Origin of the sequence: Qipengyuania intermedia, assembly GCF_019711615.1 — a bacterium.
Taxonomy (GTDB): Bacteria; Pseudomonadota; Alphaproteobacteria; order Sphingomonadales; family Sphingomonadaceae; genus Qipengyuania; species Qipengyuania intermedia.
Genome location: NZ_JAIGNS010000002.1, coordinates 316361 through 329397, shown reverse-complemented (window position 1 = coordinate 329397; position 13037 = coordinate 316361). Strand labels below are relative to the sequence as shown.

13 protein-coding genes and 2 pseudogenes are annotated in these 13037 nt (G+C 59.9%); 6 read left to right on the top strand and 9 right to left on the bottom strand.

Going from position 1 to position 13037, the window contains the following annotated elements; translation table 11 throughout:
• Positions 1-125 precede the first annotated feature (125 nt).
• A pseudogene (locus tag K3179_RS13450) lies at positions 126-257 on the bottom strand (chromosome segregation ATPase); the annotation flags it as partial.
• Here K3179_RS13450 and K3179_RS07970 point away from each other — a divergent pair.
• The 4 genes and pseudogenes from K3179_RS07970 to K3179_RS07955 all read left to right on the top strand — a co-directional run.
• A pseudogene (locus K3179_RS07970) lies at positions 255-779 on the top strand (HAD-IC family P-type ATPase); the annotation flags it as partial. The pseudogenes K3179_RS13450 and K3179_RS07970 overlap by 3 nt on opposite strands.
• A gap of 44 nt (positions 780-823) precedes the next feature.
• On the top strand, positions 824-1303 hold the full coding sequence (locus K3179_RS07965) for a hypothetical protein (protein WP_221563785.1): 480 nt from the start codon (positions 824-826) through the stop codon (positions 1301-1303).
• Between the two features lie 492 nt (positions 1304-1795).
• A complete protein-coding gene (locus K3179_RS07960; RefSeq protein ID WP_221563783.1) occupies positions 1796-2701 on the top strand; it encodes an alpha/beta fold hydrolase in 906 nt (301 codons plus the stop codon).
• Complete coding sequence (locus K3179_RS07955; protein WP_221563781.1) at positions 2698-3192, top strand: hotdog fold thioesterase; 495 nt, start codon at positions 2698-2700, stop codon at positions 3190-3192. The genes K3179_RS07960 and K3179_RS07955 overlap by 4 nt, the downstream gene beginning before the upstream one ends.
• Here K3179_RS07955 and K3179_RS07950 read toward each other — a convergent pair.
• Genes K3179_RS07950 through K3179_RS07940 form a run of 3 tightly spaced genes read right to left on the bottom strand, consistent with a single transcriptional unit; the run spans position 3122 to position 7288 of the window.
• Positions 3122-4582, bottom strand: coding sequence for an efflux transporter outer membrane subunit (locus tag K3179_RS07950; RefSeq protein WP_221565449.1), 1461 nt, complete (start codon positions 4580-4582; stop codon positions 3122-3124). The genes K3179_RS07955 and K3179_RS07950 overlap by 71 nt on opposite strands.
• A 10-nt stretch (positions 4583-4592) precedes the next feature.
• Positions 4593-6164, bottom strand: a complete 1572-nt coding sequence (locus K3179_RS07945) for an MDR family MFS transporter (RefSeq protein WP_221563779.1) — start codon at positions 6162-6164, stop codon at positions 4593-4595.
• On the bottom strand, positions 6161-7288 hold the full coding sequence (locus tag K3179_RS07940; protein WP_039338698.1) for an HlyD family secretion protein: 1128 nt from the start codon (positions 7286-7288) through the stop codon (positions 6161-6163). The genes K3179_RS07945 and K3179_RS07940 overlap by 4 nt, the downstream gene beginning before the upstream one ends.
• A 125-nt stretch (positions 7289-7413) precedes the next feature.
• Here K3179_RS07940 and K3179_RS07935 point away from each other — a divergent pair, with 125 nt between their 5' ends.
• Positions 7414-7905: a MarR family winged helix-turn-helix transcriptional regulator gene (locus K3179_RS07935; protein ID WP_221563777.1), complete on the top strand. Its 492-nt coding sequence runs from the start codon at positions 7414-7416 to the stop codon at positions 7903-7905.
• 4 nt (positions 7906-7909) lie between these two features.
• Positions 7910-9496: an ABC1 kinase family protein gene (locus K3179_RS07930; protein ID WP_221563774.1), complete on the top strand. Its 1587-nt coding sequence runs from the start codon at positions 7910-7912 to the stop codon at positions 9494-9496.
• A 368-nt stretch (positions 9497-9864) separates the two neighbouring features.
• Here the strand turns inward: K3179_RS07930 and K3179_RS07925 are convergent, their stop codons facing one another.
• The 5 genes from K3179_RS07925 to K3179_RS07905 all read right to left on the bottom strand — a co-directional run bounded on the left by K3179_RS07925 (position 9865) and on the right by K3179_RS07905 (position 12814).
• Positions 9865-10425, bottom strand: a complete 561-nt coding sequence (locus K3179_RS07925; RefSeq protein WP_221563772.1) for a 3'-5' exonuclease — start codon at positions 10423-10425, stop codon at positions 9865-9867.
• A gap of 92 nt (positions 10426-10517) precedes the next feature.
• A complete protein-coding gene (locus tag K3179_RS07920) occupies positions 10518-11021 on the bottom strand; it encodes a hypothetical protein (RefSeq protein ID WP_221563771.1) in 504 nt (167 codons plus the stop codon).
• Positions 11018-11644 (bottom strand): hypothetical protein, encoded by a 627-nt coding sequence (locus tag K3179_RS07915; RefSeq protein WP_221563769.1) that lies wholly within the window; start codon positions 11642-11644, stop codon positions 11018-11020. The genes K3179_RS07920 and K3179_RS07915 overlap by 4 nt, the downstream gene beginning before the upstream one ends.
• A 2-nt stretch (positions 11645-11646) precedes the next feature.
• A complete protein-coding gene (locus tag K3179_RS07910) occupies positions 11647-12177 on the bottom strand; it encodes a hypothetical protein (protein WP_221563766.1) in 531 nt (176 codons plus the stop codon).
• Positions 12178-12280: 103 nt separating this feature from the next.
• The gene (locus K3179_RS07905) at positions 12281-12814 is read right to left on the bottom strand and encodes a hypothetical protein (RefSeq protein WP_221563764.1); all 534 of its coding nucleotides are present in this window, start codon (positions 12812-12814) and stop codon (positions 12281-12283) included.
• Between the last annotated feature and the right edge of the window lie 223 nt (positions 12815-13037).

The following is a 13037-nucleotide window of genomic DNA, read 5'->3' as shown; positions in this document are numbered from 1 at the left end:
CTGATACCCCGAGATGCCCTTTCCAAGAAATCCCCTCTCCAACCGAAAAGGCAATCGACGACGATTGTCTGTGATGATCGCCGCAGCCAACCGATCATAGAAATGCTGCGGCGACCAACAGACTATTATCCCTTAGTCTTGGATCGGGACGTGACGGCCCTGCGATCGACCACGGTGATTCGGCGCGTCTTGGCATCGATCACCAGTCGTTCGGTGACGCCATTGCCCGGAAAGGCGACGACGTAACGCGGATTGAGCGCGGCATCAAGATCGTGATGCTTACCGGCGACAGCGAAGCCACCGCGCGTGCGGTAGCAAGCCAGGTCGGTATCGACGAAGTCGAAGCGAATGTCTCGCCCGAGGACAAACATCGCAAGATCGAGCAGTTGAAGAGCGAGGGTCGCCGGGTCGCTATGGCCGGCGACGGCATAAACGACGCACCCGCGCTTGCCGCTTCGCATGTCGGCATCGCGATGGGAACGGGTACCGATGTCGCGATCGAAAGCGCGGGCGTGACATTGGTGCGCGGCGACCTCGTCGGCGTTGTTCAGGCGCTCGTCCTGTCTCGGGCCACTATGCGCAACATCAGGCAGAACCTGTTCTTTGCCTTTGCGTATAATGCGCTCGGAATTCCGGTCGCTGCAGGTGTCCTCTATCCATGGACCGGGTTGCTTTTGAACCCGATGATCGCGGCCGCAGCGATGAGCCTGTCTTCGGTATCGGTGATCGGCAACGCCCTGCGCCTGCGCGGCCTCGCTCTTCCCAAATTCGATACCTGAGCGGTGAGGGCGGGACGGAGATGGCGCGAGTAACGGATAAGACGATGCAGGATCAAAACCCAATCTCTGAGAAATCGCGCGAATGGCGCGGTGCTCATCCAGCCCTCTGGATCGCGATATTCGGAATTCTCATCGCTTTCGCCTGGGAGATGCTCCAGCTTCCTTTCTACCAGTCGGGAGGTCTGTCGCCTGCCGAGGCAGCACGTCGCTGCGGCCTGGCCTCGTTCGGCGACGCTGGCATAATGGTTGCGGCTTATCTCGTCGCCTCGATCGGCAATCGACAATGTCCGTGGTTGACCCGTTTTGAGGCTTGGCGCTTCGCCGTCTACCTTGCGACCGGCCTCGTAATAACGGCTTTCGTCGAAATCCTGGCGGTCGGCGCCGATTGGGGATGGACGTACAGCGAGAGCATGCCTCTGCTGCCGGGGACCGACATTGGCCTAGTCCCCATGCTGATGTGGATTGTGGTCCCTTCAGCGACTTTGTGGTTCGCGCGGCGAATGGGAACCGGACCCGCGCGATAGGAAGTTGATCAACTGGTTCAGCAGCAACTAGCCGAGGTGGAGCGCAAAATCTCCGATCTAATGGCTTTACGAGACGAGCTGGGACAGATGTTACGGTCCTGCGAGTCGGACAAGATCGGTGAATGCAAGGTCATCGGATGCCTCGGGCACCATAGCGTTGTGCAAGATCTCAATGGCTGTCCGCTTGTGGATCACCCATGGAAGGAGTGGAACGGCCGAAATGGGGGCGCGTTGCTGCCCGGCAGCTTTCGCCAAGAGCAGCCTGACGGCTATGGGGCCGGAAGCGGAAAGGCAGCTTTTATATCTTTGAGCGGATTAAGCGGACAGCGACTGCTGACCGAATCGCAAGCCGGTGCATTAGACAATGATCTGGAGAAACCCCTCTTGGTATAGACCTTTGCCGTCGTTAGCCTTGCAGGACAGCCAACACGGAGCCGAGAGCCACAAACTAAATCGGTTTACTATTTTGCGCGCCTTTCCTACCATCCAGAGATGGCGAGAGAAACCTTTACGATTGAGGGCGCAGGCGCGATTTCTCTTACAGCCGAGGCTGAGGGGGATGCCTACGCTAAACCCGTCCTTCTTGCGCACGGCGGCGGGCAGACACGGCGCGCGTGGAGAAGGGTGGTCAGCGAACTGGCTCAAGCCGGCTTTCGCGCAATCGCCTTCGACATGCGCGGTCACGGAGACAGCGATTGGTCGCCATGCGGAGCTTATGAAATGCGCGACTTCGCGGCGGATCTGGTCGCTGCAGCGTCGCGCCTGGACCAGAAGCCAGCGCTGGTCGGCGCTTCACTGGGCGGGCTCGCTGGACTGATTGCCGCAGGGGAGCTTGCTCCAGGTAGCTTTGCTTCACTCACATTGGTCGACATTGCCCCGCGCATGGAGCCCAGCGGTGTGATGCGCGTGGTTGGTTTCATGGAAGAGCATGTCGATAGCGGCTTCGCCTCACCAGAGGAGGCGGCCGACGTGATCGCTCGCTACATGCCGCATCGTCCCAGGCGGGGCGCGAGCGATGGTCTGAAAAACTATCTGCGGCAGAAGTCGGATGGGCGCTTCTATTGGCACTGGGACCCGGTGTTTATCCGTAATATAATGTCAGCCAGACAAGGCGACCCAGACAGCCAAGAACGTCAATCGGCAATGCTGAGCCAAGCTGCGGCGAATCTCACGCTTCCGCTTCACCTCATCCGAGGCGGCTCTAGCGATCTTATTTCCGAAGAGGCCGTTTTGCATCTGCGACAACTCGCCCCCCATGCAGAATACACCGATATTGCCGATGCCACGCACATGGTCGTGGGCGATGCGAACGATGCCTTTTCCGCCGCTATCGTCGATTTCCTAGGGCGCCATCACTCTCGCGATACGGCTCAGCCACAGGGGACAAGGGAGCTATGATCGATCGAGAGCGCTTGCAGGAAATGCTGCATATCGCGCCGTTTCACCGATGGCTTGGGCTTGAGATTGCGACATGCTCCGACCGGGGAATCGCGATCACCATGCCATGGCGCGAAGAGATCGTGTCGAACCCTATGATTGGGTCGGCGCATGGAGGGATCCTGGCTTCACTGGTCGACCTCACCGGGCTTTATACTCTGCTTGCGGGGGGCGTCGCGGCGAGAGCGACGGCCGATCTGCATGTCGATTACCACCGTCCTGCAACCTCAGGACCTCTCACTGCTCACGGACAGATCGTGAAGATCGGGCGACAGATTTCGGTGGCGGAAACCCGGGTTCTCGAGCCCGACGGCAAGTTGGTCGCCAGCGGCAGGGGCGCCTACTTCTCGTCAACCGGATCACTTGATCATCGCGGCGGGACTATTGATCTCGAACAGGCTCTTGCCACCCAAGGCCCAGCGACTTCTGCAGCGCGATCCACGCCAGCGTAAGGGCGCCTTTTGCCCGGACGAGGTCTGCTGAGGCCTGCTGCTGTTCTCGCAGGGCCCGGTTGAGGTCAGCCTTCGAGATCGCTCCTGCGGCAAAACGTTGGCGGTTCAGATCGGCGGCGCTATCCGCCTGGCTCTTGATCTGCGCGCTGGCTGCCAGCGCGACGCGTTGTTGGCCAAATCGTGCCAGAGCGCGCTCGGCATCCCGTAGCGCCGCGAGGACGGTTTGACGATAGTTGGCGACAGCTTCGTCGCGGACCGCCCCGGCGCGATCGACCGACGCGTCGACCCTTCCAAAATCGAGGAAGTTCCATTCCAGGCGGGGTATCGCCAATGCCGAAAATTCGCCTACATCGAAGATATCGTCGGGGGAAGATCCGCCAAGGCCCAGAATCCCCATAAAGGACAGCTTCGGGAACCTTGCCGCTTCGGCCACCCCGATCCTGGCCGTTGCAGCGGCGAGAGTGCGCTCAGCCGCCCTGATGTCGGGCCGACGCGCGATCAGACTCGCCGGATCGCCGACAGTAACCTCATCCGGGGGCAAAGGGATATCTCGCGGCGTCGAAAGGTCTTCGGCCGTCGATCCAGGAATCCGTCCCGACAGGATCGCAAGCGCGTCTAGCAGGACGGCTTTATCGGCCTCCGCCTCGGCGAATTGGGACTTGAGCACCTCCAGCTCCGCGTTCGCATTGCCCACCGGGAACAGCGGCAGCGCGCCTTGCTGATACCGCTGATAAGTTAGGGCCAGGACTTCTTCCTGCAGCTTGATCTGCGTCCGGTATTGGTCAGCGCGGAACTGGGCCTCCCGCAAGTTGACGTAGTTATTGGCAACCTCGGCGGTCAGCTGAACCTTTGCGTCCTCCGCATTGGCGACCGTTGCCGCAGCCTGCGCGTTGCCGGCCTCGATACGCCTCCGGGAGCCGCCCGCGAACTCCAGCTCCCAGTTGGCATTGAGACCAACATTGTAAAAGCTGAGGGCATCGTCGCTTCCCGCCTCCGGATCGGGTTGCTGTGAGGACGGGGGTGCCCCCTCCTGAATTTCAAGGCCGGGAAGCTGGCCCTGAATAATGGTGGCCTGGGTTCCGAGTGTCGGCATTCTGCCGGCCCGATCCTGCCTGACCGATGCCCGGGCCTGCGCGATGCGCGCCTGCGCTGCCTGGAGCGACGGATTTTCGGACAACGCAGTTTCGACCAGCCGGGTCAGTTCAGGATCGTCGAGCAGCACCCACCATTCGGCAAGGGCCGGGTCCATGACGCCTACATCCTCGCCAGCGCGGACAAACCGATGGCCCGTATCCGCCGACAATATTTCCGGAGGGCCTGCGTAGTCCGGCCCAGCCGTACAGCCAGCCAGCAAGGCGATGAGGAGAAGCGATGGTATCGAACGGCGCATCATATAGGGCTCAGTGCATCGAAAGGGAGACATTTTTTGGAAGCGGCCTCAGGAAGAGGACCAGCGGAACCGTCGCGAGGGTCAGAATCCCCATAACCAGGAACACGTCATTGTAGGTCATTATGAACGCCTCGCGTTGGAGGGTGCGGCTCAGGACGGCCATCGCCCCCTCCATGCCGCCGAAGTTTCGCGCCAGCCCTTCGAGATAGTCCTGTAGCGAAACGCTGTTCGCATTCAGGGTCTCTTCCATCCGCCGGCTATGATGCCAGATCCGCTGGTCCTGGAACGAAGCGAGGGCCGAGAGGGCGAATGATCCGCCAAGATTGCGGGCCGCGTTGAAAATGCCCGAGGCATCGCCCGCGTCTTCCTTGGCCACCGAAGCCACCGTTGCCTGATTCAGGAACATCATCGCAAGGATCATGCCGACACCGCGCAAGAGCTGGCTCTCGGTAAAAACGGCACCACCGGATTCTGCTGTAAGGCTGGTGCTGACAAAGCAGCTGACCGCCATCAGCAACATGCCGGCGCCGACGGCGATGCGAATGTCGATCTTCCGGATCATCAAGGGAAGCACAGGCATCAACAGGAAGGCCGGGACGCCCATCCAGAAGATCACCAGCCCGGTCTGAAGCGCGTTATAATCAGAAATGATCGCGAGGAACTGCGGGATGACGTAGGTCGAACCATACATCACCATACCCAGGGCGAGCGCCATGATCGCGACGCTGGCGAACTGTCGATTGAACAAGAGCTGCAACTTCAAGACTGGCTTGCGTGCCTTCACCTGTCCGTAGATCAGCGAGGCAAATCCGACGACTGTGATGATTGTGAGCCAGCGAATGAGAGAGGATTCAAACCATTCCTCGCGGTGGCCCTCCTCAAGGACGACCGTAAGTCCGCCCAGCCCCAAGATGAGCCCGACAATGCCCGCCCAATCCGCGTCAGTGAGATAATCCCACTTTGGCTTTTCGTGGGGCAAGCCAACGAACAGCAGGAGCAGCAGCAGGCCGCAGACCGGCACATTGACAAAGAAGGCATAGTGCCAGCTCAGATTCTCGGTCAGCCAACCCCCGATCAAAGGCCCCATCACGGGGCCGAGGATCACTGTCATGCCGAACAGGGCCATTCCGATGGGCTGCTGATGTGGCGGCAGCCTTTTGGCCACGATGGTCATTGCCGTCGGAATGAGCACGCCGCCCGTGAAGCCCTGACCCGTGCGGCCGATGATCATTGTCGTAAGGTCGGTTGCAATCCCGCACAGCACCGAAAAGGCGGTAAACGCGCTGACCGCGATGATGAGGAGGGTTCGCAGACCGAACAGCCGTTCCAGCCAAGCGCTCAGCGGAATGACGACAATCTCAGCAACGAGAAATGACGTAGCAATCCAGGTGCCTTCGGCGCCTGTGGCACCGATCTCGCCCTGAATGACGGGGAGTGCGGAATTGACGATTGATATGTCCAGCGTCGCGAGCATGGCGCCAAGCGCGCCCGCGGCCACAGCGACCCAGGCAGTAACGTCTGCGTTCTTTCGGCTCCCGGCCGGCCCGATCGAAGTGTCCTGCGCTGCCAGTATCTCGGTCATTGAGTCCGACTCGAGATCTCTTCCAATTCGCCGGCAGCATTCCGAGTGTCGACCGTAGCCACTACCGACATGCCGGGAACGAGCAGACGCCGCACTTCAGGGGGAGCATCGATAGCGATGCGGACGGGTATCCGTTGAACGATCTTGGTAAAGTTGCCGGTGGCATTTTCGGGGGGGAGGATGGAAAATTCCGCGCCCGTTCCCGGCGATATGCTGTCCACTCGTCCCGCGATCTCAAGGTCTGGCAGGGCGTCAACTTCGAGCCTGACGCTCTGGCCGGCCCGGATGAGGCCGACCTGCGTTTCTTTGAAGTTCGCGGTCACGTAGATCGCGCTCACCGGAACCACCGTCATCAAACGTTGACCCGGTTGCACGAACTGGCCCACCCTGACCGAGAGATCGCCGACGCGGCCGGCCTTGCTGGCGCGCAGCAAGGTCGATTCAACCGTAAGGTCGGCTGTTTCCAGCTGAGCGCGAGCAGCGTCCGCCTGCGCCTGGGTCTGGCTGATCTGCTCGAACAGGGTCCCCCGGCGAGCGGTCGCGGCAGCCACCGCCGCCTGCGCAGCGGCGAATTCGGCCCGCGCCTGCCGCGCCTGCGCCTCATACTGGTCTAGCTTTTCCCGCGGTTCGGCTCCTGTCGCGGCAAGGGGCCGATATCGCGCCACCTGGTCGTTCGCGAGGTCCAGTGCCGCGCTCGCAGCGGCGAGTTGGGCCCGCGCCTGGCGAATGGCTGCATCCTGTTCGGATACCTGAGAACGGATTGTGTCGGCACCGGCCAGGGTCGCAGCGATCTGTGCGCGCGCCTGCTGCGCTTGCGCCTGATAATCCCGCAGATCCAGTTGTACGAGGGCTCCGCCGCGAGCTACTTGCTCGTTCTCCCCTACGAAGACCTCTTCGACGTATCCCGCTACCTTGGAAGAGATAACGACGCTGTCGGCAGCGACATAGGCGTTATCGGTCGACTGCATGTACTGTCCGTAGGTTACGTGCCGGTAGTACCACCAGATCCCGCCAAGCAGCACGGCAAGACCAACGATGATTAGCACGATGCGCAAGCTACGCCGCGATTGCGGTTTCGTTGGGGTTGTGCCCTCCTGCTCCGGTTGGTTGGAGTTATCGGTCATCTGACTCTTTCGGCAGCCTCAGTAAAAGGTGAACGCGTCTCGCGCCCTATGAGCCGTGAGTCAGATAGTAAAGGCATTTAGCAGTTTGCATTTGGGCATCCGAGGCTATCCGACTACACAGCCCTATGGATGAAAAACCAGATACCATGTCACGGTCTCAGCGTCGGCAGAAGGTCATCACCGATGATGACCGCATTCTCTATCTTATGGACGAGATCAGTCGCGGCGCGCGCAGAATGTACGATGCGAGGGTCGCCAGGATCGGTCTCAATCAGACACAGTGGAGGATCATCGGACAACTTCTTCGCGATCCTGCCCTTACGCAGGCTGAAATCGCCAAGAAACTGGAACTGGAATCGGCGACCATCGGCCAGGCGGTTGCAGGTCTTTGCGCACGCGGGCTGATGAAAAGGCTTCGAGCTGAGACGGATCGGCGAGCGTGGCAGCTCATCCTCACGGAGCAGCTAGATGATATGCTGCCCGAACTGAGAGGCTCCGCGGATAGGCTTCATGATCTGCTTTGGCGCGACATTGCCGCCGACGAGAAGCAAACGTTGCAGCAGATTCTTGCAAGGGTATCGGAAAATCTGGACCAACTCCGGGCCGAGGCTGAGTAATATCATGGCATCGCCCCCGGAAAAGCCTATCAGCAGCATCGCTCGCGCCGCGGAGATTGGCCGAATCTTAATGAGGCACGGTGCGAAGACTCTCGCCGGAGCCCTCGGATTTATTCCCTCTTCGAGCAATGTCATCGATCCTCGCGAATTTCGTCCGGCCGCAGTTGTCGCGTTCCTCCGTGACATCGGGCCAGTCGGCATAAAGCTGGGGCAGCTCCTCGCCACCCGAAGCGATCTGTTTACCGAACACTGGATCACTGCATTCTCAACCCTGCACGATCAGGTGTCGCCGGTGCGCTTCGCAGATATCGAGCCCGTACTTGCTTCAAGCTGGGGTGAGGACTGGCGGACCGACTTTGCGCAGTTCGACGAACAGCCTCTGGCGTCCGCCTCGATTGCACAGACCTATTCCGCCAAGCTACGGGACGGTAGCGAGGTCATCGTGAAAGTTCGCCGCCCGGGCACCGCCGCGCGCATGGAAGCCGATGTGCGCCTGCTTGTGCGTCTTGCCGAGATCGCGGAAGCACGCTCGCCTGACATCGCGCGTTACCGGCCAGTCGAGTTTCTGCGGACCTTCGGCCGCAATCTTGCCTGGGAGATGGACCTCGCTGCGGAATCCCGAGCCTGCGAGCGGATCGGCGCATATCTCGAAACCATCGGCGTCAGGACCCCGGCCATCCATTGGGAACTGACCGGGCTGCGGGTGAACGTTCAGGAACGCCTGTACGGCAGGCCCGCGTCTTCGCTGGGCGCCTCATCGGGCGATCCGGAGGTGGCGGCGTTCGCCAAGTGCTATGCCAACGCAGTCCTGCGCATGATCATTCTGAACGGCGAATTCCACGGCGACCCTCATCCCGGCAATGTTTTCCTGATCGGCGAGCAGGATGTCGGCTTCATCGACTTCGGATCGGTCGGGACGCTCACCAAGGCCAGGCGCGACGAGATCGTCCGCCTCGTGCTTGCGATTGCTGGTGAGGAAACCAGCGATGTCGCGGATGTCCTGCTCGCATGGGCGGGGGAGCCGAAGGTGGATCGCGATGCGCTCGCGGTGGATCTGGATCAGTTGATTGGAGAGTTCAGGGGGACCGTGCTATCTGGCATCGAGTTCTCGCAGATTTTTTCCCGCGTTTTCGATCTGTTGCGGGATTATCGACTGGTTCTGCCACCTGATCTGGCCATTCTTCTGCGTACCTTGTTGACTGCAGAGGGCTTCGTCCGATCGCTGGCACCGGACTACAACATCGCCGAAGAGACACGGCCGATCATGACGGAGCTTCTCGCCGAGCGGTTCTCGCTCGGCAGCGCTCGGTCGGGTTTGAAGAGACTTCGCGGTCAGCTGCTGGGGTTGTCGGCGTCCTTGCCCGACATACTTGCCACTGCGAACTCGATCGCAAAGTCAGGATATGTGCCGGTTCAGCTCGATCCGCTCAGTATCGAGCAGCTCGCTGGACTTCGCAATGAGCGTCAGTCCTTGAAAGGCCCTCTAGCTGCCGCATTGATCATAGCTAGCGCGTTGCTTGTCGATCAATCCTGGCTTCTGGCTGGCGGCGCGCTTGTGATTGCTGGGGTGGTGCTCATCCGAAAGTCATAATGAAGGAGCAACTTAATTCGTGCACGGTCACGATACGGCAAAGCCGAACTTAACGAGGATTTGATGCGCCTCACTTCAGCGACCAAAACGCATCGCGAAGAAAATTTTTCGACCTATTGCGATTGAAGGCTTATTTTCCTCAATCAGACGAAACTTTGGAACGGCAGCTTTCAGGCTTGTCCTCGCCTGACTTTATGGCCGCTATGAGGGCGCAGTGCCGACCGGCAGCTTTGTTGCCACGAGCAGCCATTCGACTGTGAGTACACAAACGAACTGGAGCGGGAATTTGGACCGAGAGGTCGAACAATCTTCTGCTCGATGCTTTACTCGCGCCCAAAGTTCATACCGACCATCTGGCTCGATCAGCATCACCGGGGCAACGGACCTTCGCGCGGCGGAAACCCTAAGTGCGTCTCCATCAGTTTGGAAGCCAAACGTAAGGCATCTTCAGCTGCACGATGCGGTGGAACATGCTTCCCAAGCAGATACGCTAGATGGCGATGCTGGTCAGCGCTGAAGTCTCGCGTGAGGACCTGGAAGTCGAATATCCTGAACTTCTGCTCGCGACCCGCAGCAGCGAATAGCGTGTCGAGCCAATCCTGATCGTATCGGGGAGCATCCGTAGCGACGATTGTATTGCTTCCGAGCAGAGCATTGAGCCAGTCAGCAACGTCGTCCACAGATTGACCGTCTTGCTGCAAGCGTTCGAGAGAAATGCCGTGTACCGCTTCGGACGATTTCGACCACACGCCGGTATCGAGCCACTTCTTGGTCGGCCGGATGAGTTTAGCGCCGACACCAATCGGCTCGGAAGGTCCGCGAACGAGCGCCACCCCCACTTCGATGGGATAGCTTCTCGCCTCCAGCGCCGATGCTTCGACGTCGAGGATCGCAATGCGCCGGTCGCTTCGGTTCAGGATGTTCCTCATTTCTATTGTTCTCTTTCCTATCTCACGGGAATGCGTGGGCGTCCTCGCCCGGTCCTGCTGAACCAGGCAGAGAGCCTGCAGGCAGCAAGCCGTCACGCGCGATTTTCATGCCACTGACCGAGGTAGAAGAACCCCGCTGGCGCATTCCTGCCTTCATCGAACTTCTGGAGAGTCTGGCGAAGCGACGGCGAGATGAAGGTCTTGAATAGCGGAAAGTCTACAAGTCCCGCCTTAACACCCGCTCCATTGGCAAACGTGTGTCCAATGTGAGCTGCCAACTGCCGACGGAACTCGTCTTCATCCCGAGCGATGCCAGCCGCGAAGTAGACCGTGTGGCCGGTGCCCGTTGCCAGGTCACTCACCGTTCCAAGGAAGATACGCCTTGGAGCATTTCTTTGAACCTCGGTGATCTCCCAAGGATATGGAGGCAGTTCGAACGGGTTTTCCCCTTCCGCGTATTGCTCGACCTCCCCGCTCGCCAGTAGCTGGCGACCGAGGTCAATGGTGGCTTGCAACTTGTCGAGTTCTTCCGGTCCCTTGCGCGCCAGGTGCTCCGCAAGGAAGGCTGAGGGGGCAGGTTTTGCTTTGTCGCTCATGCTGCTTCATCCACCCAGCTCTCCTTGTGTTCGCGCCAGGCAGCGAGCGCCGCTTCATATCCACGATCGCTGCACAAGTCGGTGCACGCACCGCCGAAGCCATTGATGGTGATCTCGCGCGAGAGAACCGCGCAATGGATGTGATTGCCCTGCCCCTTGAGGCCAGCGAGCCCCGGGACATGTGCGATCAGGACCGTCGCGAAGCGATGCGCGAAGTGATGACGCGCGTAGCTGCGAACCCGTTCGAACCCGACATGCCAGGCCTCGGCCGGATTGAGCATGATCTTCACGTGGATCATCGCGTGCTGCTCATAATCCGGAAGCGTGTCATCGAACCGATTAACGAGGGTCCCGAACCGGCCGAGGTCTCCCGGGGCCATCGGAGGGAGAAGCAGATCGTATTTCGCCGCGCACCCAAACCGCTGATCGCTGCCAGGGAAAAGCTTCTTATTGAACCAAGGTTTTACGCCGACCCTGTTCGCCTCTTCCTTGTACCAATGGCGCGAGAACTCGAAATCGGGATGCTCGTCGCACCGATGGTGGATGAACACGCTCAGTTTGGTCTGCGGCGGTTCAGACGCATCCTCGCCAATGTCGATATCGTTGGAAGTGATCTGGGCCATGATTAGAACCCTCCGTCGAAAGAGGGACGCTCAATGGCGCGAATGATGCCGGCGTAGCGCTCCGACCCATTGGCGAAGGGAGCGCCTTCGCACGCTTCGAGCCCGTTCTCATTCAGGCAGAAGTACGGTCCCGAGGCCCGAGCGGGCACCAGCCACATGTCGCCGCTATCGCGGCGCCAGGCGAGGAAATCGCAGAGCCAGCCCTGGCTGCCTGCCATCAGCACATCGAACGACGCGCCCAGGAGCGGATCGAACCGCAGCAAGACAAGGTCCATCTGCAGGAACTGCGCAAGCGTTTCGCATTCGGGGAAGAACAGCGGCCTGTCGCAGGATGTGGCGGTAACCACCACGCCCGCTTCCTGGTCGGCATAGAAGCCTTCCCTGGTGCGAGCGCTCATATCTTCGCCCTCGCACGAAAGTCCGGTTGCGCTCAGGAACGCGCCGAACCGGCTTTGCGTCCTGAAGGTCCTGTAGGTAATAGGCGGCAGCACGGGTTCGCCCTCGAGGGGGCGATGCAGGCTAATCATAGTCATGTCGGATATTCCTTCGGGGGAGGCCGCTCTGGCCGAGCTCGCCCTCCCCCCTTATTTCATATTCTACTCGGCCTTACCGCCGAGCACTTGTTCTCTTGATGGCTCAGCCCTGCCGGTTATCGGCACCCTCCCCATCATCTGGTAGGAGCAACGTCCTGGCCAGCTCCAGACCGCGACTGCGATCGGCTTGGTCCGTCCACGGCTGCGGTGCATTGCGGAGACCCTTGTCGAACTGGAAACACACAGCCGGTTCCTCGCGGTCATTGGTATCAGTCAAGAGAAAGATACGATGCTCGCTATCGCACCACGCGCGCAGTTTGCCTTGGCGCGCGGCCTTTCCGTTTTTGGGCGTGAGAACCGTAAACTCGATCTGCTCGTCGCCTTCAGCATCGAGCGTCGACTTCACAGCGACGAATGTGGTCCCAATCTTGGCGACAGCCTCGACGGCACTTGCCGATACCTCGTTTACGACTGGCAGCAACACCAGGGGTCTTGGTTGCGATGACGTGCCCTCCTCTTCTTTGGGTAAGAGGACCTGACCGCCTATCAGTTCGTAGACGGTCAGTCTGGCCAGATTCTGGCATATCTGGATGGCGCGAGTGTAGGCTACCTCGCGGTTCTTGTTTTTCGATGACATGAGGAATCTCAGAGGCGGCGCGCAGCTGGCTGCAAGTCTGCACACCTCAGGTGGAATTTTCACCTTCCGGCGTCAGCCACCTTTTAACAAAGTTACCTTCGGATTCTTCGAATGAGCGCATAGTTCGTAGCCATGCGCTTTGCGCTGTCATCTTCGTCTGCTTCGCGCCCTATTCCGGACGCTAGATCGACCAAAATTGGTTCCCGAAAGCTGCCAAACCTGT

Excerpts from the sequence above, each read along its gene's own strand:
- K3179_RS07965 (WP_221563785.1), top strand. The coding sequence starts at position 824 with ATGCAGGATCAAAACCCAATCTCTGAGAAATCGCGCGAATGGCGCGGT.
- K3179_RS07960 (WP_221563783.1), top strand. The coding sequence starts at position 1,796 with ATGGCGAGAGAAACCTTTACGATTGAGGGCGCAGGCGCGATTTCTCTT.
- K3179_RS07955 (WP_221563781.1), top strand. The coding sequence starts at position 2,698 with ATGATCGATCGAGAGCGCTTGCAGGAAATGCTGCATATCGCGCCGTTT.
- K3179_RS07950 (WP_221565449.1), bottom strand. The coding sequence starts at position 4,582 with ATGCGCCGTTCGATACCATCGCTTCTCCTCATCGCCTTGCTGGCTGGC.
- K3179_RS07945 (WP_221563779.1), bottom strand. The coding sequence starts at position 6,164 with ATGACCGAGATACTGGCAGCGCAGGACACTTCGATCGGGCCGGCCGGG.
- K3179_RS07940 (WP_039338698.1), bottom strand. The coding sequence starts at position 7,288 with ATGACCGATAACTCCAACCAACCGGAGCAGGAGGGCACAACCCCAACG.
- K3179_RS07935 (WP_221563777.1), top strand. The coding sequence starts at position 7,414 with ATGGATGAAAAACCAGATACCATGTCACGGTCTCAGCGTCGGCAGAAG.
- K3179_RS07930 (WP_221563774.1), top strand. The coding sequence starts at position 7,910 with ATGGCATCGCCCCCGGAAAAGCCTATCAGCAGCATCGCTCGCGCCGCG.
- K3179_RS07925 (WP_221563772.1), bottom strand. The coding sequence starts at position 10,425 with ATGAGGAACATCCTGAACCGAAGCGACCGGCGCATTGCGATCCTCGAC.
- K3179_RS07920 (WP_221563771.1), bottom strand. The coding sequence starts at position 11,021 with ATGAGCGACAAAGCAAAACCTGCCCCCTCAGCCTTCCTTGCGGAGCAC.
- K3179_RS07915 (WP_221563769.1), bottom strand. The coding sequence starts at position 11,644 with ATGGCCCAGATCACTTCCAACGATATCGACATTGGCGAGGATGCGTCT.
- K3179_RS07910 (WP_221563766.1), bottom strand. The coding sequence starts at position 12,177 with ATGACTATGATTAGCCTGCATCGCCCCCTCGAGGGCGAACCCGTGCTG.
- K3179_RS07905 (WP_221563764.1), bottom strand. The coding sequence starts at position 12,814 with ATGTCATCGAAAAACAAGAACCGCGAGGTAGCCTACACTCGCGCCATC.